Source organism: Alloalcanivorax xenomutans (assembly GCF_032810065.1).
GTDB lineage: Bacteria > Pseudomonadota > Gammaproteobacteria > Pseudomonadales > Alcanivoracaceae > Alloalcanivorax > Alloalcanivorax xenomutans.
This window is the reverse complement of record NZ_CP136538.1, coordinates 143,143-168,697: the sequence shown is the minus strand read 5'-3', so window position 1 is coordinate 168,697 and position 25,555 is coordinate 143,143. Positions and strand designations below refer to the sequence as shown.

Annotated in this window: 23 protein-coding genes; 15 read left to right on the top strand and 8 right to left on the bottom strand. The window is 61.1% G+C overall.

Annotated elements, in window-relative coordinates; translation table 11 throughout:
* Window positions 1–217 precede the first annotated feature (217 nt).
* On the top strand, window positions 218–2,326 hold the full coding sequence (gene spoT / locus RYH70_RS00805; RefSeq protein ID WP_262459930.1) for a bifunctional GTP diphosphokinase/guanosine-3',5'-bis pyrophosphate 3'-pyrophosphohydrolase: 2,109 nt from the start codon (window positions 218–220) through the stop codon (window positions 2,324–2,326).
* A gap of 126 nt (window positions 2,327–2,452) precedes the next feature.
* Here spoT and RYH70_RS00800 read toward each other — a convergent pair whose 3' ends face one another.
* The gene (locus RYH70_RS00800; RefSeq protein ID WP_233917210.1) at window positions 2,453–2,929 is read right to left on the bottom strand and encodes a YchJ family protein; all 477 of its coding nucleotides are present in this window, start codon (window positions 2,927–2,929) and stop codon (window positions 2,453–2,455) included.
* Between the two features lie 238 nt (window positions 2,930–3,167).
* Between RYH70_RS00800 and RYH70_RS00795 the strand changes: the two genes are divergently transcribed.
* The 4 genes from RYH70_RS00795 to RYH70_RS00780 all read left to right on the top strand — a co-directional run bounded on the left by RYH70_RS00795 (window position 3,168) and on the right by RYH70_RS00780 (window position 9,230).
* Window positions 3,168–3,554, top strand: coding sequence for a RidA family protein (locus RYH70_RS00795; RefSeq protein WP_022996600.1), 387 nt, complete (start codon window positions 3,168–3,170; stop codon window positions 3,552–3,554).
* A 296-nt stretch (window positions 3,555–3,850) separates the two neighbouring features.
* Complete coding sequence (locus RYH70_RS00790) at window positions 3,851–5,629, top strand: poly(ethylene terephthalate) hydrolase family protein (RefSeq protein ID WP_317009626.1); 1,779 nt, start codon at window positions 3,851–3,853, stop codon at window positions 5,627–5,629.
* A 238-nt stretch (window positions 5,630–5,867) separates the two neighbouring features.
* Window positions 5,868–7,289, top strand: coding sequence for an alpha/beta hydrolase family protein (locus tag RYH70_RS00785; protein ID WP_233917208.1), 1,422 nt, complete (start codon window positions 5,868–5,870; stop codon window positions 7,287–7,289).
* 111 nt (window positions 7,290–7,400) lie between these two features.
* On the top strand, window positions 7,401–9,230 hold the full coding sequence (locus tag RYH70_RS00780; RefSeq protein ID WP_026948872.1) for a carboxylesterase/lipase family protein: 1,830 nt from the start codon (window positions 7,401–7,403) through the stop codon (window positions 9,228–9,230).
* Between the two features lie 72 nt (window positions 9,231–9,302).
* On the opposite strand, the gene RYH70_RS00775 is transcribed toward RYH70_RS00780, so the two are convergent.
* The 3 genes from RYH70_RS00775 to RYH70_RS00765 all read right to left on the bottom strand — a co-directional run bounded on the left by RYH70_RS00775 (window position 9,303) and on the right by RYH70_RS00765 (window position 12,008).
* The gene (locus RYH70_RS00775; protein ID WP_317009625.1) at window positions 9,303–10,406 is read right to left on the bottom strand and encodes a 5-(carboxyamino)imidazole ribonucleotide synthase; all 1,104 of its coding nucleotides are present in this window, start codon (window positions 10,404–10,406) and stop codon (window positions 9,303–9,305) included.
* Window positions 10,406–10,897, bottom strand: a complete 492-nt coding sequence (gene purE / locus RYH70_RS00770; protein WP_026948870.1) for a 5-(carboxyamino)imidazole ribonucleotide mutase — start codon at window positions 10,895–10,897, stop codon at window positions 10,406–10,408. The genes RYH70_RS00775 and purE overlap by 1 nt, the downstream gene beginning before the upstream one ends.
* A gap of 283 nt (window positions 10,898–11,180) precedes the next feature.
* Window positions 11,181–12,008: an NAD-dependent epimerase/dehydratase family protein gene (locus RYH70_RS00765; protein WP_317009624.1), complete on the bottom strand. Its 828-nt coding sequence runs from the start codon at window positions 12,006–12,008 to the stop codon at window positions 11,181–11,183.
* A gap of 50 nt (window positions 12,009–12,058) precedes the next feature.
* On the opposite strand from RYH70_RS00765, the gene RYH70_RS00760 reads away from it, so the two are divergent.
* Together RYH70_RS00760 and recG are read left to right on the top strand one after the other, a co-directional pair.
* Window positions 12,059–12,961 carry a hydrogen peroxide-inducible genes activator gene (locus tag RYH70_RS00760; protein WP_022996607.1) on the top strand — a complete coding sequence of 301 codons (903 nt, stop codon included), beginning with the start codon at window positions 12,059–12,061 and terminating at the stop codon, window positions 12,959–12,961.
* A gap of 50 nt (window positions 12,962–13,011) precedes the next feature.
* Window positions 13,012–15,084: an ATP-dependent DNA helicase RecG gene (gene recG / locus RYH70_RS00755; protein ID WP_116027462.1), complete on the top strand. Its 2,073-nt coding sequence runs from the start codon at window positions 13,012–13,014 to the stop codon at window positions 15,082–15,084.
* Window positions 15,085–15,153: 69 nt separating this feature from the next.
* Here recG and RYH70_RS00750 read toward each other — a convergent pair whose 3' ends face one another.
* Window positions 15,154–15,654 (bottom strand): sll1863 family stress response protein, encoded by a 501-nt coding sequence (locus RYH70_RS00750; RefSeq protein WP_022996609.1) that lies wholly within the window; start codon window positions 15,652–15,654, stop codon window positions 15,154–15,156.
* A 145-nt stretch (window positions 15,655–15,799) separates the two neighbouring features.
* Here RYH70_RS00750 and RYH70_RS00745 point away from each other — a divergent pair, with 145 nt between their 5' ends.
* Window positions 15,800–16,621 carry a DUF3298 and DUF4163 domain-containing protein gene (locus tag RYH70_RS00745; RefSeq protein ID WP_063140642.1) on the top strand — a complete coding sequence of 274 codons (822 nt, stop codon included), beginning with the start codon at window positions 15,800–15,802 and terminating at the stop codon, window positions 16,619–16,621.
* 8 nt (window positions 16,622–16,629) lie between these two features.
* Here the strand turns inward: RYH70_RS00745 and RYH70_RS00740 are convergent, their stop codons facing one another.
* Entirely contained in the window at window positions 16,630–17,514 is an 885-nt protein-coding gene (locus RYH70_RS00740; RefSeq protein WP_022996611.1) for a LysR family transcriptional regulator, read from the bottom strand.
* 111 nt (window positions 17,515–17,625) lie between these two features.
* On the opposite strand from RYH70_RS00740, the gene RYH70_RS00735 reads away from it, so the two are divergent.
* The 6 genes from RYH70_RS00735 to RYH70_RS00710 all read left to right on the top strand — a co-directional run bounded on the left by RYH70_RS00735 (window position 17,626) and on the right by RYH70_RS00710 (window position 22,135).
* Window positions 17,626–18,402, top strand: coding sequence for a ferredoxin--NADP reductase (locus RYH70_RS00735; RefSeq protein WP_022996612.1), 777 nt, complete (start codon window positions 17,626–17,628; stop codon window positions 18,400–18,402).
* A 363-nt stretch (window positions 18,403–18,765) separates the two neighbouring features.
* Complete coding sequence (locus RYH70_RS00730) at window positions 18,766–19,650, top strand: DUF1444 family protein (RefSeq protein ID WP_317009623.1); 885 nt, start codon at window positions 18,766–18,768, stop codon at window positions 19,648–19,650.
* Window positions 19,651–19,653: 3 nt separating this feature from the next.
* Window positions 19,654–20,019, top strand: coding sequence for a SecDF P1 head subdomain-containing protein (locus RYH70_RS00725; RefSeq protein WP_080530148.1), 366 nt, complete (start codon window positions 19,654–19,656; stop codon window positions 20,017–20,019).
* Window positions 20,020–20,133: 114 nt separating this feature from the next.
* On the top strand, window positions 20,134–20,787 hold the full coding sequence (locus RYH70_RS00720; protein WP_080530147.1) for a hypothetical protein: 654 nt from the start codon (window positions 20,134–20,136) through the stop codon (window positions 20,785–20,787).
* 134 nt (window positions 20,788–20,921) lie between these two features.
* Entirely contained in the window at window positions 20,922–21,551 is a 630-nt protein-coding gene (locus RYH70_RS00715) for a hypothetical protein (RefSeq protein ID WP_026948864.1), read from the top strand.
* The gene (locus RYH70_RS00710; RefSeq protein ID WP_026948863.1) at window positions 21,551–22,135 is read left to right on the top strand and encodes a hypothetical protein; all 585 of its coding nucleotides are present in this window, start codon (window positions 21,551–21,553) and stop codon (window positions 22,133–22,135) included. The genes RYH70_RS00715 and RYH70_RS00710 overlap by 1 nt, the downstream gene beginning before the upstream one ends.
* A gap of 50 nt (window positions 22,136–22,185) precedes the next feature.
* Here the strand turns inward: RYH70_RS00710 and aqpZ are convergent, their stop codons facing one another.
* Window positions 22,186–22,875 carry an aquaporin Z gene (gene aqpZ / locus RYH70_RS00705; RefSeq protein WP_022996618.1) on the bottom strand — a complete coding sequence of 230 codons (690 nt, stop codon included), beginning with the start codon at window positions 22,873–22,875 and terminating at the stop codon, window positions 22,186–22,188.
* A gap of 282 nt (window positions 22,876–23,157) precedes the next feature.
* Here aqpZ and RYH70_RS00700 point away from each other — a divergent pair, with 282 nt between their 5' ends.
* Window positions 23,158–25,281 (top strand): TonB-dependent receptor, encoded by a 2,124-nt coding sequence (locus RYH70_RS00700; RefSeq protein WP_317009622.1) that lies wholly within the window; start codon window positions 23,158–23,160, stop codon window positions 25,279–25,281.
* Here the strand turns inward: RYH70_RS00700 and RYH70_RS00695 are convergent.
* A complete protein-coding gene (locus RYH70_RS00695) occupies window positions 25,278–25,472 on the bottom strand; it encodes a YheV family putative metal-binding protein (protein ID WP_022996620.1) in 195 nt (64 codons plus the stop codon). The genes RYH70_RS00700 and RYH70_RS00695 overlap by 4 nt on opposite strands.
* Window positions 25,473–25,555 lie beyond the last annotated feature (83 nt).

Below are 25,555 nucleotides of genomic sequence, written 5' to 3'. Positions count from 1 at the left end.
CCTTTCTCTTTGCCCCCAGTCTTTGCCCGCTTTTTCATAGTCTCCGCCTATCAAGGCAAAAAGCTTTGCCTTTTCAATGACTCACGGCAATAACGTAGACAAATTGTCGCGGCAAACCTTAAGCTAGGACTGTATACCGCATACCGCGATGATCAGCGCGGATGCATGACGCGTCCTTTGCATACATGGATTCGCCCTGGCGGCGTGATGAGAGCCCTTGTCCACCATCCATAACCTGGAAAAACGTTTGCGCAGCTACCTGACGGACGAGCAGATCGCCCCGGTGGTGCGCGCCTACTATTTCGCCGAGACCGCCCACGAGGGCCAGTATCGACGGACCGGGGACCCATACATCACGCATCCGCTGGCGGTGGCCAACATTCTCACCGATATGCACATGGACCACGCCTCTCTGATGGCGGCCATGCTGCACGATGTGATCGAGGATACCGGCGTCTCCAAGGAACAGCTGGCGACGGAATTCAGCGAGGAGGTGGCGGAACTGGTCGACGGCGTCTCCAAAATCGCCCAGATCAAGTTCGAGTCCAAAGCGGAACAGCAGGCGGAGAATCTGCGCAAGATGATCCTGGCAATGACGCGGGACATCCGCGTGATCCTGGTGAAACTCGCCGACCGCCTGCACAACATGCGCACGCTGCATGTGATGAACCCCGACAAACGACGCCGTATCGCCACCGAAACCCTGGAGATCTACGCGCCCATCGCCTTCCGCCTGGGCATGTACAACATGCGCGTGGAGTACGAGGACCTGGCCTTCCACGCCATCCATCCGATGCGGGCCCGGCTGATCGGTCAGGCGGTGCGCTCCGCCCGGGGCAACCGCAAGGAGATCCTCTCGTCGATCAAGACCAGCATCGAACACTGCCTGCAGCAGGAAGGCATCGAGGCCCGGGTGCTGGGGCGCGAGAAGCACCTTTATAGCATCTACAACAAGATGAAGGAGCAGCACAAACCGTTCTCGGAAATCATGGACGTGTTTGGCTTCCGTATCATCGTCGACCGCGTGGACACTTGCTACCGGGTGCTCGGCGCGGTGCACAACTACTTCATTCCCATCCCGGGCCGGTTCAAGGACTACGTGGCCATTCCCAAGGCCAACGGCTACCAGTCCCTGCATACCACTCTGAAGGCCCACTCCGGGATTCCGCTGGAAATCCAGATCCGCACCGAGGAAATGGAAGCGATGGCCAACAACGGCATCGCCGCCCACTGGCTGTACAAGACCGAGGAGAAGCCGGGCTCCCCGACCCACACCCGGGCACAATCCTGGATGCAGCGGCTGCTGGAGATGCAGCAGAAGGCGGGCAACTCGATGGAGTTCATCGAGAACGTCAAAGTGGACCTGTTCCCCGACGAAGCCTACGTGTTCACGCCCAAAGGCGATATCAAGGAGCTCCCCGCCGGCGCCACTCCGGTGGACTTCGCCTACGCCGTGCACACCAAGGTGGGCAACCGTTGCGTGGCGGCGCGGGTGGACGGCAAGCTGGCGGCGCTGTCCACGCCGCTGGAGTCCGGGCAAACGGTGAAGATCATCACCGCCCCCAACGCCACCCCCAATCCGGCCTGGCTCAACTTCGTCGTCACCGGCAAGGCCCGCTCCAACATTCGCCACTTCCTCAAGCAGCAGCGGCGGGAAGACGCCCGGGAACTGGGACAACGCCTGTTGGACAAGGCCCTGGCGGGCTATGAGAGCAGCCTTGAGCATCTGCCGGAAACGGTGATCCGCGCCGAGTTGGACAGCAACGACCAGCACAGCCTGGACGAGCTGCTGGAAGACATCGGCATGGGCAACCGGCTGGCGCCGCTGGTGGCCCGCAAGATGATGGGCAACCATGGTGAGGCCCGGCAGGAAGAGGACGACCGGCGGCCGCTGGCGATTCGTGGCAGCGAAGGCCTGATGGTGACCTACGCCAAGTGCTGCTACCCGCTACCCGGCGATACCATCCTCGGGCATCTCAGTGCCGGACGGGGCATCGTGGTGCATCGCGATACCTGCAAGAATCTGCTGGCGGAGATGCGCAACGCACCGGAAAAATGCATCGCTCTGAGCTGGGAGCGGGAGGCGGAGCAGGAATTCACCGCTGGCCTGCGCATTGAACTGGTCAACAAGCGCGGCGTCCTCGCCACTCTGGCCAACAGCGTCACCGAACTGGGCTCCAACATCGATACCATCGACATGTCCGACAAGGACCCCACGCTATCCCTTCTCAATGTCACTCTCACGGTGAAGGACCGCATCCACCTGGCGCGCATTATTAAACGCCTGCGTGTGCTGGATAACATCGTTCGCATTCACCGTCTGTAGGGCTTTTCCCGCAGCCCCAACTACGCAACCGCTGTAGGAGCTTGCCTGCAAGCGAATATTACAAACCGCCTGATGAGCCCCATTCGCTTGCAGGCAAGCTCCCACAGCGGCTTCGCGGCAGACCTTTCACCCACAGCACTTCTTATGCTTTTTGCCACTGCCGCAGGGGCACGGGTCGTTCCTGCCGGGTTTAAGCGGCCGCACGTCGTGTTCTCCATCGAGATAGAACCAGCGGCCGTCTTCGCGCAGAAAACGTGACCGCTCTTCCAACACCGCGAAGCCGTCACCCTCACGGCAGGTAGCGCGGAAATGCACCCATCCATCCTCCCCCTCCTGATGGCTGTCCAGCACGGTCAGGCCGAGCCATTGATCACCGTCTTCCAGTGTCAGCGGCGCGGGCCGGGTAGCCGGGTGCCAGGAGGCCTTTACGTAGGCCGCATCGTTGAGGACAAACGCGCTGTAGCGGGAGCGCATCAGCGCTTCGGGCGAGGGCGCCGGAGCACCCCGGTGCAGGGGCTGGCAGCATTGCTCGTAATCGAGGCCGGATTGGCAGGGACACACAGGCATGGCGGGACGGTCAAACAGCGGCTTCAGTGACGCCATTATAAAGGGTACGCCTCATCAAGGGGCTCCGTTGTCCCGCAATTCGCTGTGAAACGGACTACCCAGCCGCCGTAGGCGCGTGGTCCGGGCGGCGGCTATGCAGTTACCCCTGAATACATAGTTGCCGGCCAGGCCGCAGGTCTATTGCGCCTCCTGGCCCCCCGTGCCAGCATAGCTTCTTTCTGAGCGTCACCGGGCAGTCGGGGCGCCGTCATTCACACTCAAGTACTGAACTACCATGTCCAATCGTTCCGTAATCAATACCGACCGGGCGCCGGCGGCCATCGGCACCTATTCCCAGGCCATCAAGGCCGGTTCCACGGTGTACCTGTCCGGCCAGATTCCGCTGGACCCCGCCACTATGACGTTGGTGGAAGGCGACATGGAAGCCCAGATCCGCCGCGTCTTCGACAATCTGGCGGCGGTCTGCGAAGCCGCTGGTGGCGGCCTGCAGGACATCGTCAAACTCAACATCTTCCTTACCGACCTCAGCCATTTCGCGTTGGTCAATGAGGTCATGGCCAGTTACTTCCAGCAGCCTTACCCCGCCCGCGCCGCCATCGGCGTGGCCGCCCTGCCGAAAGGCGCCGGGGTGGAAATGGACGGCATCATGGATATCGCCTGATCGATTCAGAGGCACTATTCCCGCACCGCTTTTAATCAGGGGCATCCTAGCGGATGCCCCTTTCCAGTTCCGCTGCACCGGCTTGCACCGCGATTACTTTTCCCCCGCCCTCTCCCATCTCGTTGATAAACGGCACCCCTGGTTTTCTCGAAAACGGAATCCACTTTTAAAACAAAACCTTACCTACTCCTCAGTTTGTTTTCCCCTGACACCGGTCAGGAAATGGCATCTCTATTGCCTTATCGGTCTGGTCCTCCTGGGACGCTTGCCGTTATCAGCAAAAGGGGAAAAACAGCATGAGCATCAGCATGTCGCCCTTGTCACTCAAGGGTGCGGGAGCACTTTATCTTTCCATCTCTTTGGTTCTTAGTGGTTGTGGCGGCGACAGTTCCTCCGACAACCCTCCGCCGGCGGCCAAGACTGAACCGGACCCGATCACCAATACGGTGGCCGCCGATGCCGCCACCACCGGCGCCTATGGCGTATCGGAGAATGAATACCAGTTCGGCCGCATGACCGTCGTGGACAACAAGAATAGCGATAGCTACGAAACCAATATTCACGGTTATATTCAGTACCCGGAGGGCGAAGCCGGCCCGTTCCCGCTGGTGCTGTTCCTGCATGGCCGCCATGGCACTTGTTATGACGGCCGCGGCATCGACGATGACGACTGCGACAACCCGATCCCCAGCTATCGTGGTTACCAGTACATCTCCGAAAATCTGGCCAGCCACGGCTACGCCGTCATTTCCGTGGACGCCAACGATATCAACGACCATGACAGCAGCCCGGGCAACGGCGATACCGGCGCCCTGGCCCGAGCCATGCTGGTGGTCCGCCATCTGGATGAGTTCCGCACCATCAATCAGGCCGGCGGCAACGGTCTGGACAATCTGGTGGGCAAGCTGGACATGAGCCGGATCGGCATCATGGGGCATTCCCGTGGCGGCGAGGGAGTCAACCAGACCGTGCTGTATAACCGCGCCCAGCCCGAGCCTCACAACATCACCGCGGTGTTCGCCCTGGCCCCCACCGATTACAACACTCAGACCGTCAGCAACGTGAACTTCCTGTCCCTGGCCGGCTATTGTGACGGCGACGTGGAAGATCTGATGGGCAACTTTGCCTACGACACCAGCCGCTACGCCGTGGACAACGACCCCTATGCCAAATTCCAGTTGATTCCGATGGGCGCCAACCACAACTATTACAATACCGTCTGGACCACCGATACCCGCCCGGACGACTGGACCATCCTGGACAGCGACGGCGATGATCCCTGGTGTGGTGAGAACGCCGCCGGCAACGGCCGCGACACGCCGGAAATGCAGCAAGCTCACGGGCTGTTTTTCATCGCTTCCTTCTTTCGCTATTTCATCGGTGGCGAAGAGGAGTTCGGTGCCTATTGGAATGGCCAGACGCCTGTGCCGGAGACACTCTGTCCAGCCGGTGAAGCACCCTGCGACGACCGCTTTCTGCTCAGCGTGCACGCACCCGCCGGGCAGCGACTGGTCATCGACGACACCCTGGATCCGGCCAGCCTGACCACCAACAATCTCGGTGGCGCGGTGCGATTCGACGGCTTCTCCCGCTTCGGCATCTGTCAAACCAACGGCCGGCCCGGGGAAGGCTGTGACGTGGCCACGCCGACCTTCAATATCGCCGAGCAGTTGTTCATGGTCTGGGATACCGCCGCCACGTACCGCTCCGAGCTGCTGGGCACCGACGCCACGGACTATCAGGTGTTATCGGTACGCGTCGGCATCTCGCATGGCGACACTGACAATACGGACGGCCAGGACTTCCAGGTGGTGCTCGAGGACATGGACGGTAACCGCGCCGCCGTGGCCGCCAGCGATTACGGCAACGGACTGTTCTATCCGCCGGGTCACACTTTCTATGACGATGCCAATCACGGCTCGCAAAAAACCACCTTGAACTCCGTTGCCATTCCCCTTACCGCCTTCGAGGGCGTGGACTTCACCAGCCTCAACGCGGTGGAGCTGGTGTTCGACCAAACCGTCGCCGGCACCGTTCAGATCACCGATCTGGCAATGCAACGCGTGGATTTCTAACTTAAAGCCGGCTCGCGGAGGGGGGGCTCAGCCGCCCCCTTCGGGTCGATCCCGCCCCGCCGTTTGTGATTCGGCGACGCTTTGCGATTCAGGTCCCACCTCTTCCCTTTCACAGGTTGACGCCATCGTAACCGCCTCTCATATTGAGTGCGTTTCGCTTTATAGAAAGACTATTCCGCATAGCGAAACACAATGAACGATTACTTATATAACACCAATAAAGAAAGGGAGACACCAGATGGACTCGCATTCCGTTATATTTCTTAAACCTCTGGCCATAGGCTTGCTCGCGGCCAGCATCGCCGCCTGCGGCGGTGACAGCGACCGGGACCCGGCGCCGAGCGAACCCAGCCGCGTCCAGGATCAGCGTACTTTCACGGCGGACGAAGCCAGCCTGCCATTCGAGGCCCTGGAAGGGCACGACAGCGCCAGCCGCTGGTGGGGCGTGCGGCCCAACGGCGCCGGTTACCGGATGGAAGTGCCGGAAAACTGGAACGGCAAACTGGTGATGTATGCCCACGGTTATCGCGGCGAGGGCGAGACCTTGACCGTTTCCAATCCGAGCCTGCGGGGCTGGTTCCTGGACAACGGCTACGCCTGGGCGGCCTCCAGCTACTCCACCAACTACTATGACGTACGAACCGGCGTCGAGGACACCAACGAACTGGCGCTGGCGTTCAACGAGATCGCCAGCGCCAACGGCCGCGAGCTGGATACGCCGAGCAAGATCTACATCACCGGCCATTCCATGGGCGGCCACGTCACCGCCGCCGCCATCGAGCAGGAAACCTACGACACCGCCAATAACGTCGTGCACTATGACGGCGCCGTGCCCATGTGCGGCGTGGTGGCGGACACGCTTGAGTTCAACTATCTGGCCTGGTTCACCATGGCCGCCCAGCATCTGGCGCACACCGCGGACAACAGTGTGCCGCCGCTGGAAAGCGTGCCGGCCACCAACTTCGATGCGGATGCCATCAACGCGGTATTGTGGGACGAGGTCCCCACTCCCGCCGCACTGGGCACCCCCACGGCGGAGGGCGAGAAAATGATGGCGATCTCCCGCAATCTCTCCGGCGGCGAACGGCCCATCGCGGATATCGGCTTTCGTACCTACTACTGGGGCGTGGTGATGGGCACCGGCGGGCGCGACGGCACCGTCAACGGCATCCTCGCCGACAACCTCACTGGCAACGCCGACGTCACCTACCAGTTCGACAACGACCCGGCCCTCACCGCCGAGGAGCAAGCCTTCAACGACACCATTCTGAGAGTGGAGGAGAACCCGGCCGCCAACGGCCCGCGCAGCGACGGTCTGCGCTGGATTCCGGTGGTCAACGGTGAATTCACCATCCCGGTGGTCAGTCTGCAAGGGCTGGGGGATCTGTATGTGCCGTTCCGACATGCCCAGGTCTACCGCGAGCGGGCCGCGGCCAATGGCAGCGACACCTGGCTGGTACAGAGGGCACTGCGGTCTCCGGGGCACTGTGATTTCACCCAGGAAGAACAGGAAACCGCCTTCGCCGACATGATCAACTGGGAACAGAACTCGGTGAAACCGGCCGGGGATGAGATTCTCGACCCGGCGGTGGTGGCCGATCCCGATTACGGCTGCCAGTTTACCTCCGAGGACCGGCCGGGCCTGCCCGCCTGCCTTTGATTCGAATCCTATTTGCCTTTTTACGGAGGGCCATTGCCCTCCGTGATCCGCCCCGCCCGGTCCGGGCGTGGGCCTCAACACCTGCCATAACAACAATGCAAGGAGAGAGCGATGTTCCCCCATGGCAAATCCCTGGGACTGCTGGCCCTGTTCAGCCTGATCCTGACCGGCTGTGGCAGTGACAGCAGCAATGATCGACCATCCCCACAACCCCCTCTGACCGCGACCACGCTGCAAGGCGAGGTCGCCGGCCAGCAACGGGCGCCGGAAAACGCCACTGTCGATGGCACCCTGCTGGTGTGGCGGGGCATACCTTATGCCCGCCCGCCAGTGGACGACCTGCGCTGGCGCGCACCGCAACCGCCGGAAAGCTGGAGCGGCGTGCGCGACGCCAGCGAGCCGGCATCCCGTTGCGTGCAGGCGGAAACCACCCGTCACTGGGTACGCACACAAAACATCATCGGCGACGAAGACTGCCTGTACCTGGATATCTACCGACCCAGCCGCGCTGACTGGCAACAGGAGCAATTGCCGGTTTATGTCTGGATTCACGGTGGCTCCAATAACTTCGGCACCGCCATGGATTACGATGGCGGCAACCTGGCGCTGCACGCCGACGCGGTGGTCGTGGTGATCCAGTACCGGCTGGGGCCGCTGGGCTGGTTCTACCAACCGGAGGTCCAGACCGGCGGCGCCGACCCGCTGTCCGATTCCGGCAATTTCGGCAATCTGGATCAGATACAGGCCCTGCGATGGGTGCGCGACAATGTGGCGGCCTTCGGCGGCGATCCCGATCAGATCACCATTGCCGGCGAGTCCGCCGGCGGCCACAACGTGATGACGCTGCTGGTGTCACCGCAGGCACAAGGCCTGTTCCACAAGGCCATGGCACAAAGCCCGGCCATGGAGACCCGCTCGCCGGCGGAGGCCGAGGCCTTCACCAACGAACAGATCGACTATCTGCTGCGCTACCGGGGTGACGCCGGGGACGCCGGCGAAGCCGCCGCCCTGCGCCAGCAGATGGTGGACGATGGCACCCTGGACGAATACCTGTTCCAGGTCCCGGCCCATGACTACTACGCCGCCGTCCTGGCCTACACCAGCCTGTCCGCCTACGGCGCCACGGAAGACGGTGTGGTGGTGCCCAGCGGCGGCTGGATGCCGGCCATTCGGGCTGGCGAGTACAACTCCGTGCCCGTGATCATCGGCGCCAACGAATATGAGCAAAAGGCGTTCATGCCCCTTTATGGCGCCTTGGTGAAAGCCCTGTATGGCCAGCCTTCCGGAGACTACACCTGGCTCAATCTGAAGGACGTAATGGAAGGGGAATCGAAAGCGGACGGCGCTCCGTTCACCCTGGACGACGTGCTGCCCACGGAGCGGGATCGAACGATCTACGAGCTGGCCGGCTACCATGGCAGCCGCGCCTGGCGCGCCAAGTATGTGGACGAACTGGCGGCGGCGCTGGCACAACGGCAAGAAGACGTTTTCGCCTATGATTTCCGCTGGGGCGGCCCCGGTTCCGGGCCCGAACCCTTCGACTTCATTTATGGCGCCGGACACTCCGCGGAAATTTCATTCTTCCATGGCAGGGAAGAGGGTCTGTTCGGTTACCCGTTCACCGCGGACAACGAAGCGGGGCGACGCGATCTGCAAGACGCGATGATGACCTATGTGAAGCACTTCCTTCGCCAAGGAGACCCCAGCGATGGCTGCGATGGCGACTGCCCACCACGCTGGATGCCATGGAGCGGCGAGGGCGGTGACACCGTCATCGTACTGGATGCCGACCGCGAACAGGCCCACATAGCGATGTCCGGCGAAGCGCTGACATTGGAAAGCGTGGAGGAGGACCGGGAAGCGGCGATCAGCGCTTACAACGAAGGGGAAAAGAACGCCGTGCGGCATTTCGCCAGCCAGAGCCCCTGGCCGGCGCCCTGAGACCGGACGCAGTAGATCGCTTTGTTTTCACCCTCTCCTTCCCCCCTCAAAGGGCAGGGAGAGGGTGAAACGTTAAAGGCCCAGTTCCGAATCCAACACCGCCTCGAACCCTTCCGGCAGCACGTCGGCCCAGGCGCGCAGCCCTTCGCGCAGTTCCTCCAGGGTGTCGGCCACCAGATTGGCGTGCCCCAGTTTGCGTCCGGGGCGCACGGATTTGCCGTACCAATGCACTACCCCCGGATGTTGCAGCCAGGCCTGGTCGAACGGTGTGCCGATCAGGTTCACCATGGCGGTGGGACCATGCACGTTCACCGCGTGCAACGGCACGCCGGCAAGGGCATGCACGTGTAAGTCGAACTGCGACCAGTCAGCGCCTTCATGGGTCCAGTGGCCGGAATTATGCACACGCGGGGCGATCTCGTTGACCACCAGCTGGCCCTCTTCCTCGAAGAACTCCACCGCCATTACGCCGGCATAACCCAGCTCTTCCATGATGCCCTTGAGCATGGCTTCGGCGGGTTGCTGCAACGTCTCGCAGGCACGGGCGGGAGCCAGGCTCAGGCGCAGAATGCCATCCACGTGCCAGTTGCGGGTCAGCGGGTAAAACAGTGTGTCGCCCTGCAGATTGCGGGCTCCGACGATGGAAAGCTCACGCCGGAACGGCACCTTCCGCTCGATGATGGCCTGCCCGGCCAGTTCCGCCACCGGCACCGCCGAAGTGTCGTCACCGGCGTCCAGGATCCAGGTACCACGGCCGTCGTAGCCGCCGCTGCGCGCTTTCACCACCACCCCGCCAAAACGCTGGATAGCGGTATCCAGATCCCCGGCGCGATCCAGATTCATCCATTCGGCGGTGGGAATGCCGAGTTTGTCGAGCATGGTTTTCTGATCGAAGCGGTCCGGAATGACCTTCAGGGCACCCCGGGCCACACAGCGGTCGCTGCGGGCCAGCTCGGCGGACAGGCCGCTATCGGGAAAGGCTTCCCGTTCCACGGTGATCACCGGATAGCGGTCCAGGCAGGTCTGCAGATCAATGGGTACCGGCAAATCGGAAGTGCCCGGCAGCAACAAGGCCCGCTCCGGATCGTAACGATCCACCACCAGACCCAGCCGGGCCCCGGCTTCCGCCATCATCAGGCCCAATTGGCCTCCACCCAATACCAGTACCCGATTCATCAGCCCTGCCCCAGATCCGCGTTGGCCAGCACCTCATCAGCGCGGGCGGCTTTCCACTCGGCGATGCGCTGGCGCAGCGCGTCATCGTGGCTGCCCAGCATCTGCGCCGCCAGCAGGCCGGCGTTATAGGCCCCCGCGGTACCGATGGCCAGAGTGCCCACCGCCACGCCCTTGGGCATTTGCACGATGGACAGAAGACTGTCGAGACCGGACAGGGCGCGGCTCTGCACCGGCACGCCCAGCACCGGTAGCGGCGTCATGGAAGCAATCATGCCCGGCAGATGGGCGGCACCGCCAGCACCGGCGATGATAATGCGATAGCCCTCATCCGCGGCATTGCGGGAAAATTCGAACAGGCGCTCGGGGGTGCGGTGGGCGGACACCACCTGGGCTTTCCAACCCACCGCGAATTGGCTAAGGGCGTCACAGGCCTCTTTCATGGTGTCCCAGTCGGACTGAGACCCCATTACAACAGCTACGGGTACGGTCATCGTTTCACTCCCATGCGCCGACGCTGCGTCGGCCATTGTGGAGCCCGATCCCGGCGTGACCGTGCCTGGGCTCCGTTTAACAGGCCACCGGTACGCCGGCAAGGCGCCGCGGGCGGCCCCGGGCCATGCTTTCAGGCCCGAGAGGCGCACACTCTACTGATTCCGCGGCGGCGCGCAAGAACCGGCGCCACGCGGGAGGTCATTCTACACCGTGGGCCGGGCCTCACGGAGAGATCCAACAGGGATAGCCACAGCGGCTTCGTAGTGACCTCTGGATTCATGTTTACAAGACCTGGGAAAGCCCCCGGTACCCTTCCCGGTAATCGGGATAGAGCAAGCGATAGCCGCCTTCGGCGATAAACCGGCTGAACAGCCGCTTGCCGCTGGGCGGGGCCTCTTCCAGCGTCAGCGGCCAGCCGTGCAGTTCGGCCAGATAGCGGTAAACCGTCAGGTTGCTGACCGGATGGTTGTCGGTGCCCAGCACCACCGGCGATACCGTCTGCCCGGCCAGCCAACGCCTGGCCAAAGTGTGCAGCAGGCCGACACAATCGTCCCGGTGAATACGGTTGGTCCACACCGGCGCCGGCGGCGCGTCCTGTCCCTGGCTAAGCTGTTCCACCTTGCGCAACAGACGGGTGCGGCCCGGCCCGTAAATACCTGAGAAACGCACCGCCGTGGACGGCGCCCGGGCGCTGATGGCTTCTTCCGCCGCCAGCATCACCTGGCCGTTATAGCGCCGTGGAACCGGCGAGGTGTCCTCGTCCACATCCCCTTGCAGATCGCCGTATACCGCCGTGCTGGAGACAAACAGAGTCGGCGGCAACGGCTGGCGCTGCGCCAGAGCGTCCAGCAAACGGCCGGGGGCGGTCAGATAAGCGGCCCGATAGCCGGCCTCGGAGTATTCCGACGGTGTCATCACGATCACCAGCAGATCCACTGGCTCCGGCGGCAGCAAGGGGGTATCGCGAACCAGGTCCTGGGCATACACTTGGACCCCGCGGGGGGCCCGCGGACTCCGGCGAATGGCACTGATGCTGTGACCCTCGTCACTCAGCGCCCGCGCCAGGCCGCCGCCCAGATCTCCCAATCCGGCAATTAGGATATGGCTCATCGGTTTCCTCTTGGGCACAATGGTCACAATTGCCTCTACATATTATTGCCATGACGCTAACAGAACTTCGCTATCTGGTCGCTTTGGCTCGTGAGCGGCACTTCGGTCACGCGGCCCAGGTGTGCAATGTCAGTCAGCCCACTCTCAGCGCCGCCATCAAGAAGCTCGAGGAACAGCTCGGCATGCCTCTGTTCGAGCGCCGCCCGCGGGAAGTGGTGGTCACGCCCCAGGCGGAGCCTATTGTGGCCCAGGCACAACGGGTACTGGAACAGGCCGATTTGCTGGAGCAGATGGCGATGAGCCAGCGTGACCAGCTCGGTTCGCCGCTGCGAGTGGGTGCCATCTTCACCGTTGCGCCTTACTTGTTCCCGACTCTGGTACCGCGAGTGCACGCGGAAGCGCCGGAAATGCCGCTGTTCATTGAGGAAAACTACACTCATGTGCTGCGCGGCAAGCTGGAGCGCGGGGAGCTGGATGCCATCATCGTCGCTCTGCCGTTCTCCGGCGGCGGCCTGGTGCGGGCCAAGATGTACGAGGAATCCTTCTCCGTGCTGCTGCCGGCGAGCCATCCCTGGACCAAGCAGCAGCACATCCGCCCGGAGCAGCTGCTGGACGAAACCCTGCTGCTGCTCGGCGAAGGTCACTGCTTCCGCGATCAGGTGCTGGAACTATGCCCGGCGATCAACTCCGAGCGTCAGCGCAATCTGGTACAGATCGAGGGCGGCTCCCTGGAAACCCTGCGTCACATGGTCGCTTCCGGGTTGGGCATCACGGTACTGCCGGACTCCGCGCTGTATCAGCACGGCTACGACAAAAGCACTTTTGCCGTGCGTCCGTTCACCGCGCCGGTGCCCTCACGCACCATTGCCCTGGTCTGGCGGGACAGCTTCCCCCGGCCCAAGGCCATTGAAGTGCTGCGCCACGCGGTACCCCGCGAAGGTCTGGCGGCCTGAGACCCGGCTCTCCGCGCCGCCCTTCATTCACTGCGACGACATAGCGAGCGATGGCGGTATCACTGGCGGAGATGGGCCTGTCCCGGCTCAAGGGGGTTGGCCCCAGAGCCGCGGAAAAACTGGAACGTCTGGGTTTGAGCACGGTGGAAGACGTGCTCTTCCACCTGCCGTTCCGTTACGAGGACCGTACCCGGATCACCCCCATCGGTGCTCTGCGCCCGGAACAGGGTGTGGTGATCGAGGGCGAGGTCCTGGCCGCCGATGTGGTGTTCGGCAAGCGCCGCTCGCTGCTGTGCAAGGTGGCCGACGGTACCGGCCTGGTGGCCCTGCGCTTTTATCACTTCAGCGCCGCGCAAAAGAATAACCTGGAAAAAGGCCGCCCGATCCGGGTCTATGGCGAGCCCCGCCCCGGCGCCGCCGGCCTGGAGTTCTATCATCCCGAGTATCAGCTCGGCCCGGAGCTGCCACCGCTGGAGCGCGCGCTGACCCCGGTCTACCCCACCACCGAAGGTGTCAGCCAGCGGCAACTGCGCAATCTGGCCGGCCAGGCGCTGGATATCCTGCGCCAGCACACTCCCGAGGAACTGATTCCTTCCGATCTGCTGGACCAACGCCACCTGCCCAGTCTCGCCAATGCCCTGGAAATGCTGCATCACCCCGGCCCCGATGACCCGGTGGATCTGCTGCTGGACGGCAACCACCCGGCGGTGAAGCGCCTGGTGATGGAAGAAATGGTGGCGCACCAATTGGGCATGCTGTCCAAACGAGCCGGACAGAAGACCCTGGCGGCGCCGGTTCTCGATGGCGACCGCCTGCTGCGGAAGCTGCTGCGGAGCCTGCCGTTCGAGCTCACCGGCGCGCAGAGCCGGGTGATCGGCGAAATCGGCGCCGATCTGCGCCGGGACCATCCCATGCTGCGGTTACTGCAGGGCGACGTGGGCTCAGGCAAGACGCTGGTGGCGGCGGCGGCGGCGCTGACCGCCATCGAGTCGGGCTATCAGGTGGCCCTGATGGCGCCCACCGAGTTGCTGGCGGAACAGCACCGGGCCAACTTCGAGCACTGGCTGGCGCCGCTGGGGATTCCGGTGCACTGGCTGGCGGGCAGCCTGGGCCAGAAAGCGCGTCGGGAAAATCTGGCCGCCCTGGCCGATGGCAGCGCCGCCATGGTGGTGGGTACGCACGCATTGTTCCAGGACGCCGTGGCCTTCCAGCGGCTCGGTCTGATCATCATCGACGAACAGCACCGCTTCGGCGTGCAACAACGGCTGGCGCTGCGGGAGAAAGGCCGCTTCGGCAATCAGGTGCCGCACCAGCTCACGCTTACCGCCACACCAATCCCCCGCACCCTGGCGATGAGCGTCTACGGCGATCTGGACACCTCGGTGATTGATGAGATGCCACCGGGGCGCAAGCCGATTCAAACCCTGGTGCTCCCCGCTTCACGCCGTGACGAGGTGATTGCCCGGATCCGCTCCGCCTGTCTGGAGGGGGCCCAGGCCTACTGGGTGTGCACTCTGATCGAGGAATCCGACGAGTTACAGGCTCAGGCGGCGGAGGCGGCCTTCGAGGCACTGCGCGAAGCGCTGCCAGAACTCAACGTAGAGCTGGTGCACGGCCGCCTGAAAGCAAAAGACAAGGCGCAGCGAATGGCCCGCTTCGCCGCCGGCGAAGCGCACCTTCTCGTCGCCACCACGGTTATCGAGGTGGGCGTGGACGTGCCCAATGCCACGCTGATGGTGATGGAGAACGCGGAACGTCTGGGACTGGCGCAGCTCCATCAGCTCCGTGGCCGGGTGGGCCGAGGTGGTGGCCAGAGCTATTGCCTGCTGCTGTATCAGACCCCGCTGTCGCAGACCGCCAAGCGGCGGCTGGCGGTGATGCGGGAGACCACCGACGGCTTCGTCATCGCCGAGGAAGATCTGAAGCTGCGTGGGCCCGGCGAATGGCTCGGGACCCGGCAGACCGGGGAACTGGCCTTCCGGATCGCCGACCTGGTTCGCGACGAAGCCCTGATGGAGCCGGCCCGCGAGTTGGCTCAAACATTGTTGGAACGCTACCCGGGGCGGGTGGAACGTTTGTTGCGCCGCTGGCTCAACGGCGGCGAGGACTACGCGGACATTTAGAGCGCTTACACCCTTGACGCTCCCACAACGGCCTTGTGGCGATACTCAGGGCTTGATGGGCCGGAACACTTATATGGAAATAGTGCCGCCATCCTCGGCGTCGCTTTTTTCCGCCGGCTTGGTCAGTTCCCGCCAACCGTCCTTGGCGGCCTCCCACGCCTGACCGAAACGGCTCTTCGCCGCTTCCCAGTTTCCACGGGTGGCTTCCTGAAGTTCGCTGTATTCCTTGCCCAGTTCCTCGCGCTGTTTCTTCAGGTTCTCCAGCGCCTGCTCCTTGTTCGCACGGGCCTGTTCGGACAGTGTGTCCCAGCCTTCGTCCATCTCTTTCTGCAGCTCGTCGATATTCTCGTCCAGCATGTCGAGCCCCCGGCGAGCCGCGTCGAGAGCACGTTCCTTTTGTTCCACGCCGTAGTTGCGGATTTCCTGCCAGGTGTCGTTCAACTGCGCCTGCACGTTCTCTTTGTCAGGCTGCTTCACATTGGGGACGCCTTCGGTGGTGTCGCTTTGCGCCCAGCTCAGCGAGGTGGTCGCCACCATCAACGTCGCCGCCATCAACAGGGAATGACGCATAAAAACTCTCCTATAGCACAGCCCCTATTGTGCCCTTTTGCGTAGCTCTTTCGTGCAAAAGACTGTAAGAGCCTGCGCTCGCCTTTTCCCTCTTACGGCATTGCGGCACACTGAGGCTTCCGCCACCACAACCAAGGACCCGGTTATGCGCCTCCTGCTCCCCACCGTGACACTCGCACTGTTACTCGCCGGCTGTGGCGACAGCGACGCCCCCGCCCAATCCGGCGCGGCATCCGGCCAGAACAGCGGGGCCGCCCAGCCGGACCAGCCCGCGCCCCCGGCCGAGCAGCCCGGCGACACACCGCTGACCTCGAAATCGCAAACTCTGACCCGCGAAAGCGAATCCTGCCCGGACGACCCTTGCTCCAAGGTGGATTTGCAGTGGCTCACCTTCCCCGAAGACGCACCTCTTACCCGGGCCTTGGAAAGCACCCTGCTTGAGCAGCTAAGCAATGGCGCCGATGACGGGGCCCCCTCTTTCGCCGCAGTGGCGGACGGCTTCCTGTCCGATGCCAGGGAAGCGGCGGAAGTGGAGAGCATGGGCTGGGAGCTCAACTCAAAAGTGTCGCTGCTGGGGGAGCGCGCCGGGCTGGTCACCTTGCAGCTCGACAGCTATGAAATCACCGGTGGGGCCCATGGCATGCCGGTGGTGCAGTTGCTGAACTGGGACCGTCGGGAACAGCGGCGCGCCACATTGCAGGACGTGTTACAACCGGGCCGGGAAGACGCATTCTGGAAAGCCGCCGCCGAGGTGCATCAACAATGGCTGGCGGATGACATCGAAGCCGACAAGGACTTTCGCGACACCTGGCCCTTCCTGCAAACTGGCGATTTCCATATCACCAACCAGGGCGTGGCGTTGCTCTACAATGTTTACAGCATCGCCCCCTACGCCATGGGCCAGCCGGAACTGACCGTGCCCTGGAGCAAGCTGGATGGTCTGATTCGCGAGCGCTACCGGCCCTGACACTATCTTTACTCGGGCGATTGCCGGCACAGTTCCAACCAGCGCTCAACACCGGGGCTGCGGTATTTCTGCCGATGCAGTACAAAATAGAACTCACGGCTGAAATCCCGCCCCGGCACGGTCAACGGCACCAGGGAACCGCGCCGAAACGCCTCGCGCAGCGATACCCGGGACAGACAACTGATACCCAGCCCGGCCTCCACCGCCCGTTTGATCGCTTCAGTGTGCTCCAATTCGAGCAACAGTTTCAGACCGGGCAGAAGGCCGTGCATGGCCCGCTCGAAGGTCTGTCGCGTTCCCGATCCGGTTTCGCGTACAATCCAGGTGGCTGCCAGAAGGTCTTCGTCGGATAGCGTTTCCTGTTTCGCCAGCGGGTGATCAGGAGCGCAGAACACCACCAATTCGTCCTCTCGCCAGGGCAGCAACTCCAGGTCGGTGTGGTTGATTTCCCCTTCGATCAACCCCATATCCAGATCGAAGGCCAGCACCCGGTCGACGATGGTGGCGGTATTCGCCACCTCCAGTTTCACCTGGGCTCCGGGCTGCTCCGCCATATACCGAGCCATGATATTCACCGCCAGGTAATTACCGATTGTCAGTGTGGCCCCGACCTTGAGGCGCCCCAACTCCTGGTGAGCCTGCAAACCGGACTCCAGATCCCGGGCCTGCCCCAACAGAGCTTCCGCTCTGGGCCAAAGCTGACGCCCCAGTTCATTGAGCCGCAGCTTTTTACCAGCACGTTCAAACAGCTTGATGTCGAACTGGGTTTCCAGCTCCTTGAGAGCGCCGGAGGCGGCGGACTGAGACATGTTCAGATCCCGTGCCGCCCGGCTCACGTTCTCGTGATGGGCCACGGCGAGGAACACCTCCAGTTGTCGCAGGGTGTATCTCATTGTTATCACCAAAGTCGATATCAAATATCGGTACAACCCATTTTACCGATATGGGCGAAACGGTTACATTCTCATCAATTAAAGTATTTTGGAATAAAGGCGCATTAGCTTATGTCGAATCTGAATACTGAAACGGTTACCAGTGTTCGGCACTGGAACGACACCCTGTTCAGCTTTACCACCAGCCGTGACCCGGGCTTCCGCTTCAAGAACGGCCATTTCACCATGATCGGTCTGGAGCAGGACAATGGTCGTCCTCTGCTGCGCGCCTATTCCATCGCCAGCGCCAACCACGAGGAAGAGCTGGAGTTCTTCAGCATCAAGGTGCCGGACGGTCCGCTCACTTCCCAGCTGCAGAAGATCAAGCCGGGCGACAAGATCTATGTGAGCCGCAAACCCACCGGCACCCTGGTGGCGGACCACCTGCTGCCGGGCAAACGCCTGTGGCTGCTGTCCACCGGTACCGGCTTGGCGCCGTTCCTGAGCATCATCAAGGATCCGGAAATCTACGAGCGCTTCGACCAGGTGATCCTGACCCACGGCGTACGCTTCGTTTCCGAGCTGGCCTACCAGGACATGATCCAGGACGAACTGCCCAACAACGAGTTCTTCGGTGACATGATCCAGGGCAAGCTGAAGTACTACCCGACCGTCACCCGGGAACCGTTCCGTAACCAGGGCCGGCTCACCAATCTGATGGACTCAGGGAAAATCTTCGAGGATCTGGGTCTGCCCCAACCCAGCCTGGAAGAAGACCGCTTCATGCTGTGCGGCAGCCCGGCCATGCTCAAGGATCTCACCAGCCTGCTGGACGGCTGGGGCTTCCGTGAGAGCCGTGGCGGCCATATCCACGAGTACGTGATTGAACGGGCCTTCGTGGAAAAGTAATTGCTCCAAGCGCTGAATCTGTTCTTTTGACCCCGCCTCGCGCGGGGTTTTTTATGACCGCCATCCATGGCGGTCCCCCCCCGGGCCGTCACTGAAGTGACGTTAAAAATCGTTCCCGACGATTTTTTATGACCGCCGTCCATGGCGGTCACCCTCCGGGCCGTTGCTCACTGAATCACGAAGCCGCTGTGGGAGCTTGCCTGCAAGCGAATCTTTTGGTGCCGGAACCCATTCGTTTGCAGGCAAGCTCCCACAGCGGTTTCGTAGCGACCTCTGAGTTTATGGCTGAGAGGCACGCCATCTTTAGCGTATGCTGTCCACTCCACAGGACGACAAGCCCGCCAAGGGTAAAGGAGTCAGAGCATGGAATTGCTCCGCCGTCTTTTCGGCAAGAAGCCGCCCCCTTCTTCCGGTAACGGTAACCTGCTTGATGCGAACGCCTTCGCGCAACGCTATGCCGCCACGGTGAAGGAGCTTCTCGGTCCCGCCGAAGTGCGCATCCAATCCGATGACACCAATCGCTTCTCGGTGCGCTGGGACAGTGAAGCCGGTTGGGAAATATGCCATTTCCTGGACAACGCCTATGACACCTATCGACACGATCCGGAAAATCTGGATCAGATCATCCACACCTATATCCGCAGCCAGGATCAGGTGACACAAACCCAGGACGAGGCCGTGGTCCTGCCGGTCATCAAGACCCGCGCCTGGCTCAACGCCTCTCTGGAGCAGATGCGCCAGGCGTTTCCCGACGCCACCCCCGAGCAGATGCCTTTCCTTATCCGTCCTCTGGGCAACGACGAACTGCTGATCACGTATGTGGAAGATCTCGGAGAACAAATGCACTTTGCCGGCGGCGACGTGTTGGAAAAATTCGGCGGTGACCGGGAGGCCCTGCACCGGCTTGCCCTCGACAATCTGCATCGGCATTGGCTACCCCATCTTCAGCTGAAAGGCGGTGACGGCCGCTACTTCGTGACCCTGGACACCAACTACGAAGCCAGCATGGCGCTGTTATTCGAACACTGGCGTGAGCGGCTGGAGGTGGCCGGCGAACCGGTTCTGGCCATTCCCGCCCGCGACAGGCTGATGATCTGTGGCAGCGAGGATGAAGAGAGTCTCGGCAAACTTCGCCGGGTCGCCACCGATATGGCGGCGGAGTCACCCTATTCGCTATCAAGCGCTCTGTTCGTCTTCCGCGACGGAGACCTGCTTGCGTTTACCAATGGGTTGGAGAAGGACAACTAAACCATGCGTATTCTGAAATGTCTTCCGATGTTGCTGCTTTCCACCACCGTACAGGCCGAAACGCTGAGGCTGAACGTGGAGAACGCGGAACAGAGCAGATCACCCGATACGGCCCGGGACGTGATCGATGTGAAGCTCGACCCGAAAAGCCGGAAAGCTCTGGCCGATTTCACCCGGACCCGAGTGGGCCGGCAAATCCATCTGTTCGTGGATGGCCATCTGCTGACCTCCCCCACCTTGCAGAGCGTCATTGATACAGGCAGCCTGCGACTGTCCGCCGGAGAGGAAGGCTTCGGCGGCAAAACCGCCGGGGAAGTCGCCAAAACTCTGAACAAAGGCGGCCCCCTTACTCTCACCGACGAGAGATAATCAGCATCGAGAGAACCCCGGGAGCAACCGCATACCGTTCCCGCTGATTGGCGCCCATCCACACTCCTATGCGATCATCGCGCTCATTGTCCGCTTCAACGAGAAGGAGCTCCCATGTTCGATCCAGGCCAGGCCCTGGTCGCGCTTATGTATGCGCTTCCCCTGCTTATACCCGCTATTGTCGGCATCACCCTCGGCGCCATCCACATGCAGCGGGTGCGCAAAGCCGCTCTTCTGGTGATCATCGCCAGTGTCTTGCTGTTCCTGGAAGGTGGCTACAACGTTGTCTCTCAGGTTTTCATCATCCCTCTGGTAGGCGATGCCCTGTCCTGGGAGGTGTTCGGCGCCATCAATGGTGGTGTGTATGCCATCCTCACATTGTCCGCGACCATTTTGCTGATCTCCGCGGCTTTCGTTGGCCGCGGGCAGGGACAATCAGCTCCCGGCGGCAATGCCGATCAAGACTCTGGCGCGGGTCTTTCCCATGTCCCGCCCCAACTGGCCCAGGCGCCGAATCATCGGGGCGCGCTTGTGCTGACGCTCGGTCTGATCTCCTTGCTGGTGTTCCAGCCTCTTGGCATCGCCCCCTGGGTGATCGGCGTGCAGGATCTGCGTGCCATGCGTGAAGGCCGTATGGATCCGGAGGGCCGGGGCACCACCATGGCAGGCATGATCCTAGGCATTATCGCCATTGTCCTGTTCGTGCTTACCTTGATCGCCGTGGGGTTCTTTATCGCCGCGTTGGCCAACAGTAACTGGGCATACTAAGTACTCAAAGGGCGTCACGATGACGCCCCAGCGAACAGGTAGTCGTCACGAGTACTTCGCAATTCCCACCAAAAGGTATTTTCCTGTCACGCACCATAACTCAACGTGTGATTTTCCTTTATCGGAATTATGCCATGTCATGGATTGATGTTCTGCGTAGCAACATGATTAACCTGATTCCAGCAACGATCGGCTTGATACTGGCCGTTCGCTTCTTTCATCGATCAAGAACAGCCGCTCTATTAACCACTCTCAGCTGTGCCTTGGCGTGGACCACCTTGCTGGTCAGTATGATCTTGCGCGGCATAGTGAGCACAATGTTCATACAGGAGGTCAATCGGGACGCGCTGGAGGCGTTGCATTCCATCTCTCTACCTGTATTTATTTTACTGGAAGGCTCGATAACGCTACTGCTCGTAGCTGCCGTATTTGTTGACCGGAAGCCACCGGCTTTGCTTGCAACGGATCAATCCCAGGGTGCCAACATCAGCCGGCATCGGGGCATGACCACCTTGATACTGAGTTGGGTATTCTTACTCCTGTTCCCTTCTTTCGCGATCACTACTCTGGTCATGGGCGTACAGGATTTAAGAGCCATCGGCAGGGGTGATTTGGATTCCGCAGGCCGGCGCGGAATGATCATTGGCGTCATTGTCAGCGCCATTGCTCTGGCCTGGTTCCTTATTGCATTGATTGCCTCAATCTGGATTGCTCGGGGAGTTTACGATGGCAGCATAGCTCTATTTCGGAGTGGAATTTACTAATGCTGAGTTTCTTCCATGCTTTTCTGGGCGCCGGGCCGACGTTCTTGCCAGCGATCATGGCATTGATTGCCGGCGGCCTGTATTTCCGCCGTTTTCGCAAGCCCGCCTTGTTATTGATCGGAGCGGCCTTGCTGCTTTGGCTGAATGCCGTTTATTCCTTATCGGTGGATCTGGCACTGGGGTCTGGTCTGATCGGCTCTGGTGATCCCAACCTGGAATTGTTCATACTCATCGACGGTGCCATAAGTCAAAGCCTGACCATGGGCGGTTACGCACTGTTGATCTGCGCGGCGTTTATCGGTCGCGGCGACGGAGCCCCCGCCGTGACGCACAATAACGGGAATCAAGCGAAGGAACTGGTGCTGATCGGCGTCATCGCCCTGCTGTTGTTCCAACCGCTGGGTATCGTCGCCTGGATGGTAGGAGCCCGGGATTTGCGTGCCATGCGCGATGCCGGCGCGGATCAAAGAAATCGCGGCGCCGTCCTGTTTGCCATGGCATTGGGTATTGTCTCCGTGGCGCTGTTCGGTATGACGCTGGTTGCCGCCGCCGTCACCGTTAAGGTGGTCACCAACATGATCTGAGCGGGCGGCCGCGAGCAAGAGGTTCACGTTCGCGACCGCCTGGCCATGAATCAGACCTTGTCGTCGATAACGACACGATAGATCAGCGCGCCCACGGCCCCGCCGATAATCGGCGCCAGCCAGAATAGCCACAATTGAGCGGTGGCCCAGTCTCCAACATATAGCGCCACGCCGGTGCTGCGTGCCGGGTTCACCGATGTGTTGGTGACAGGAATGCTGATCAGGTGGATCAGAGTCAGCCCCAGGCCAATGGCGATGGGGGCGAAACCTTGTGGGGCGCGGCCATGAGTCGCCCCCATGATGATGATCAGAAACATCGCCGTCATCACGATTTCCGTCAACGCCGCCGCCATCAGGGAGTAACCGCCGGGAGAGTGTTCACCGTAGCCGTTGGAAGCGAAACCACTACCCAGGTCGAAACCCGACTTGCCGGAGGCGATCAGGTAAAGCACGCCGCCGGCGATGACCGCGCCGATCACCTGAGCCAGAATATAGGGAATCACCTGCCCGCCGGGGAAACGCCCCCCAGCCCACAACCCCACCGACACCGCGGGATTCAGATGACAGCCGGAGATATGACCGATGGCGTAGGCCATGGTAAGCACGGTCAAGCCAAAGGCCAGCGCGACACCGGCGAAGCCGATTCCGGTTTCCGGAAAGGCGGCGGCCAGTACCGCGCTGCCACAGCCACCGAGAACAAGCCAGAAAGTCCCAAAACATTCCGCTATATATTTGTTCATTGTGCAGTCCTTTGTATTAGGGAATTGCGCTTATATACATAAGGACCGCTCACCAAGGCCAGCACTATCCCTGCTGAATAACGCGTTGGTGTCATTCTTTTACGAACGCGCGGTATTTAGCCATCAAAGTCATCCGTTCATCCGCCATGTCGGCGTCCTTACATTGACTTACATTACTTACATGATATGATAATCGTTTTCATTTGCGATTAGACCTTTTCTGGCCTTTCCAGAGAACGCGTCGCTTGCATTCCGTTTTCCGAGGTAAGGGAGAATCCCCAAATGCGATATCAAGTGCTCTGGCCGGCGGCAGCGGCCATAGGGCTGGTTTTCGTCTGCCCGGCTTACAGTGCCGAGCAGTCCCAGAAACATGTTCTCGACCCGGTGGTTGTTACCGCTTCCCGGACCGGTGCCACTCAAGAGGACTCCCCCCAGGTGGTCCGGGTCATCCAGAAGGAGGAGATTGAGGAACAGCGTCGAATCACCTCCGATTCCTCCCAGATCCTGAGTAACCTGTTGCCGTCCTTCTCTCCCAGCCGCCAGAAAATGAGTGGCAGCGGCGAGACCCTGCGTGGCCGGACGCCGCTGGTGATGATCGACGGCATTCCCCAGTCCAATCCGCTGCGCCCCACCGGGCGGGAAATGCACACCATCGACTTCGCCATGGTGGAACGCATCGAGGTGATCCAGGGCGCCAACGCGACCAACGGTCTGGGCGCCACTGGCGGGGTCATCAACCTGATCACCAAAAGACCGGAACCGGGTTCCTTGAATCAGAACGTCGAGGTGCAGGTCACCACACCCACCTCCGAGTTGAAGTCCGAAACCCTGAGCTACAAAACCCATTACGGAGTGAGCGGCAACGCCGGCAACGTCGACTATCTCTTCTCCCTCGGTTACGAGGAACAGGGCATGTTCCTGGATGGCGACAATCATTTGATCGGCGTGGACAATACCCAGGGTGACCTGATGAATTCGCGCAGTTATGACGCCATGGGGAAACTGGCTTACTGGCTGGATGACAATCAGCGTTTGCAATTGAGTGTGAACCGGTACCGGATCAAAGGCCTGAATGAATACGTCAGCGTTACCGGTAAGCGGGACGATGGTGTACCGACCACCTCCACTCGTGGCACCCCCGAAGGTGACGCGCCTTACAACGAGGTCTGGACCACCGGGCTGAGTTACGATCACTACAATCTGGTGGGTATGCAGCTCAGCGCCCTGGCGTTTTATCAGGATTACAACGCCCTCTTCGGCGCCACCAATTCCGGCAGTTTTCAAGACGAAAGTATCGCGCCAAAGGGTTCCCTTTATGATCAGAGCATGGCGGAAACCACCAAGTACGGCACCAAGGTTTCCCTGACCAAGGACGGCCTCTGGAATGGCCGGCTTAAGCTCACCGGAGGCTTTGATACGCTGTTTGACAACACCGAGCAGTATCTCTGGCAGACTAATCGCACCTACGTGCCGGAAGTGGAATACACCGATCTTTCGCCCTTCGTTCAGATCGAACTGAAACCCATCGACTCCCTGACTCTCTCCGCCGGCGCCCGCTACGAGTACGCTGAGCTGAATATCGACAGCTATACCACGGTAGCGGCCCGAAACAGCGTTCACGTGGAAGGCGGAGACCCCAGTTTCAACGATACCCTGTACAACGTCGGTCTGGTCTGGGCGCCGCAAGACAACTGGAACCTGTTCGCGAACTATTCCGAGGGCTTCTCTATTCCCGATGTGGGCAGGGCTTTGCGCGGTATCGAAGACGAAGGCCAGTCGGTGGATGATTTCGACAATCTGCGCCCGATCGTCACCGAAAATATCGAAGGCGGTGTCCGCTACACGGATGGTCCATTCAGCGCCGAGGTAAGCTACTACGTTTCCTCATCGGACTACGGCAGCCGTGTCGAGCGGGAAAACGACGCCTTTGTGATGCGGCGGGAGAAAACAAAGATCGACGGCATCGAAGGAACCCTGGGCTACCAGTTCACACCGAATCACAGCGGCAAACTGGCCTACTCCCACATGCGCGGACGCTATGACAGCGATAAAAACGGAACCCTGGACGCTAAACTGGACGGCTTGAACGTGGCGCCTGATCGCCTGATTACCAGTTGGTCGGCCCGCTGGTCTTCCAGGCTGACTTCATTCGTGCAAGCCAACTACGCTTTCGATAAAAATCTCGATAAAAACCCCAAGGGCGATGACATGGACTTCGACGGCTATCTGCTGGTGGACGCCGCCATTGGCTACCAGTTACCCAAAGGGCAACTCAGCGTGGCGCTTTCCAATCTCCTGAACAAGCAGTACGTCACCTATTACTCACAAAGCGCCCTGGCCAATAACGACCGGTATTTCACCGGCAGAGGGCGCACCTTGACGGTGGGCTATCGCCTGAACTTCTAATGCTTTCCGGGTGGACGTAAATCCACCTTCTGCACATTCGCATCCGTCGCCTGCGGTTCCGCGTCCAGATCGCGCACCAGACCGCAGGCGACGCATTCCATCCATTGCCTGTCACCATCGATAACACGTTGGATCTTGTCCATCTTTCCGCATTCCGGACAGGTGGCGCCGGCAATAAATTGACGTTTCATAATCTTACTCGTTGAACAATTTCCAGGTCATGCGAAATGGATAACGTCATTCGCTTGCAAGCAAGCTCTCGTCGCAGTCCTTT

Bases quoted from the DNA above. Each gene is read 5' to 3' on its own strand.
- RYH70_RS00790 (WP_317009626.1), top strand. From the start codon at position 3,851: ATGAGCATCAGCATGTCGCCCTTGTCACTCAAGGGTGCGGGAGCACTT.
- RYH70_RS00735 (WP_022996612.1), top strand. From the start codon at position 17,626: ATGTCGAATCTGAATACTGAAACGGTTACCAGTGTTCGGCACTGGAAC.
- RYH70_RS00795 (WP_022996600.1), top strand. From the start codon at position 3,168: ATGTCCAATCGTTCCGTAATCAATACCGACCGGGCGCCGGCGGCCATC.
- RYH70_RS00745 (WP_063140642.1), top strand. From the start codon at position 15,800: ATGCGCCTCCTGCTCCCCACCGTGACACTCGCACTGTTACTCGCCGGC.
- RYH70_RS00730 (WP_317009623.1), top strand. From the start codon at position 18,766: ATGGAATTGCTCCGCCGTCTTTTCGGCAAGAAGCCGCCCCCTTCTTCC.
- recG (WP_116027462.1), top strand. From the start codon at position 13,012: ATGGCGGTATCACTGGCGGAGATGGGCCTGTCCCGGCTCAAGGGGGTT.
- RYH70_RS00710 (WP_026948863.1), top strand. From the start codon at position 21,551: ATGCTGAGTTTCTTCCATGCTTTTCTGGGCGCCGGGCCGACGTTCTTG.
- aqpZ (WP_022996618.1), bottom strand. From the start codon at position 22,875: ATGAACAAATATATAGCGGAATGTTTTGGGACTTTCTGGCTTGTTCTC.
- RYH70_RS00780 (WP_026948872.1), top strand. From the start codon at position 7,401: ATGTTCCCCCATGGCAAATCCCTGGGACTGCTGGCCCTGTTCAGCCTG.
- RYH70_RS00800 (WP_233917210.1), bottom strand. From the start codon at position 2,929: ATGGCGTCACTGAAGCCGCTGTTTGACCGTCCCGCCATGCCTGTGTGT.
- RYH70_RS00740 (WP_022996611.1), bottom strand. From the start codon at position 17,514: ATGAGATACACCCTGCGACAACTGGAGGTGTTCCTCGCCGTGGCCCAT.
- RYH70_RS00720 (WP_080530147.1), top strand. From the start codon at position 20,134: ATGTTCGATCCAGGCCAGGCCCTGGTCGCGCTTATGTATGCGCTTCCC.
- purE (WP_026948870.1), bottom strand. From the start codon at position 10,897: ATGACCGTACCCGTAGCTGTTGTAATGGGGTCTCAGTCCGACTGGGAC.
- RYH70_RS00750 (WP_022996609.1), bottom strand. From the start codon at position 15,654: ATGCGTCATTCCCTGTTGATGGCGGCGACGTTGATGGTGGCGACCACC.
- RYH70_RS00715 (WP_026948864.1), top strand. From the start codon at position 20,922: ATGTCATGGATTGATGTTCTGCGTAGCAACATGATTAACCTGATTCCA.
- RYH70_RS00700 (WP_317009622.1), top strand. From the start codon at position 23,158: ATGCGATATCAAGTGCTCTGGCCGGCGGCAGCGGCCATAGGGCTGGTT.
- RYH70_RS00760 (WP_022996607.1), top strand. From the start codon at position 12,059: ATGACGCTAACAGAACTTCGCTATCTGGTCGCTTTGGCTCGTGAGCGG.
- RYH70_RS00725 (WP_080530148.1), top strand. From the start codon at position 19,654: ATGCGTATTCTGAAATGTCTTCCGATGTTGCTGCTTTCCACCACCGTA.
- RYH70_RS00775 (WP_317009625.1), bottom strand. From the start codon at position 10,406: ATGAATCGGGTACTGGTATTGGGTGGAGGCCAATTGGGCCTGATGATG.
- RYH70_RS00785 (WP_233917208.1), top strand. From the start codon at position 5,868: ATGGACTCGCATTCCGTTATATTTCTTAAACCTCTGGCCATAGGCTTG.
- RYH70_RS00695 (WP_022996620.1), bottom strand. From the start codon at position 25,472: ATGAAACGTCAATTTATTGCCGGCGCCACCTGTCCGGAATGCGGAAAG.
- RYH70_RS00765 (WP_317009624.1), bottom strand. From the start codon at position 12,008: ATGAGCCATATCCTAATTGCCGGATTGGGAGATCTGGGCGGCGGCCTG.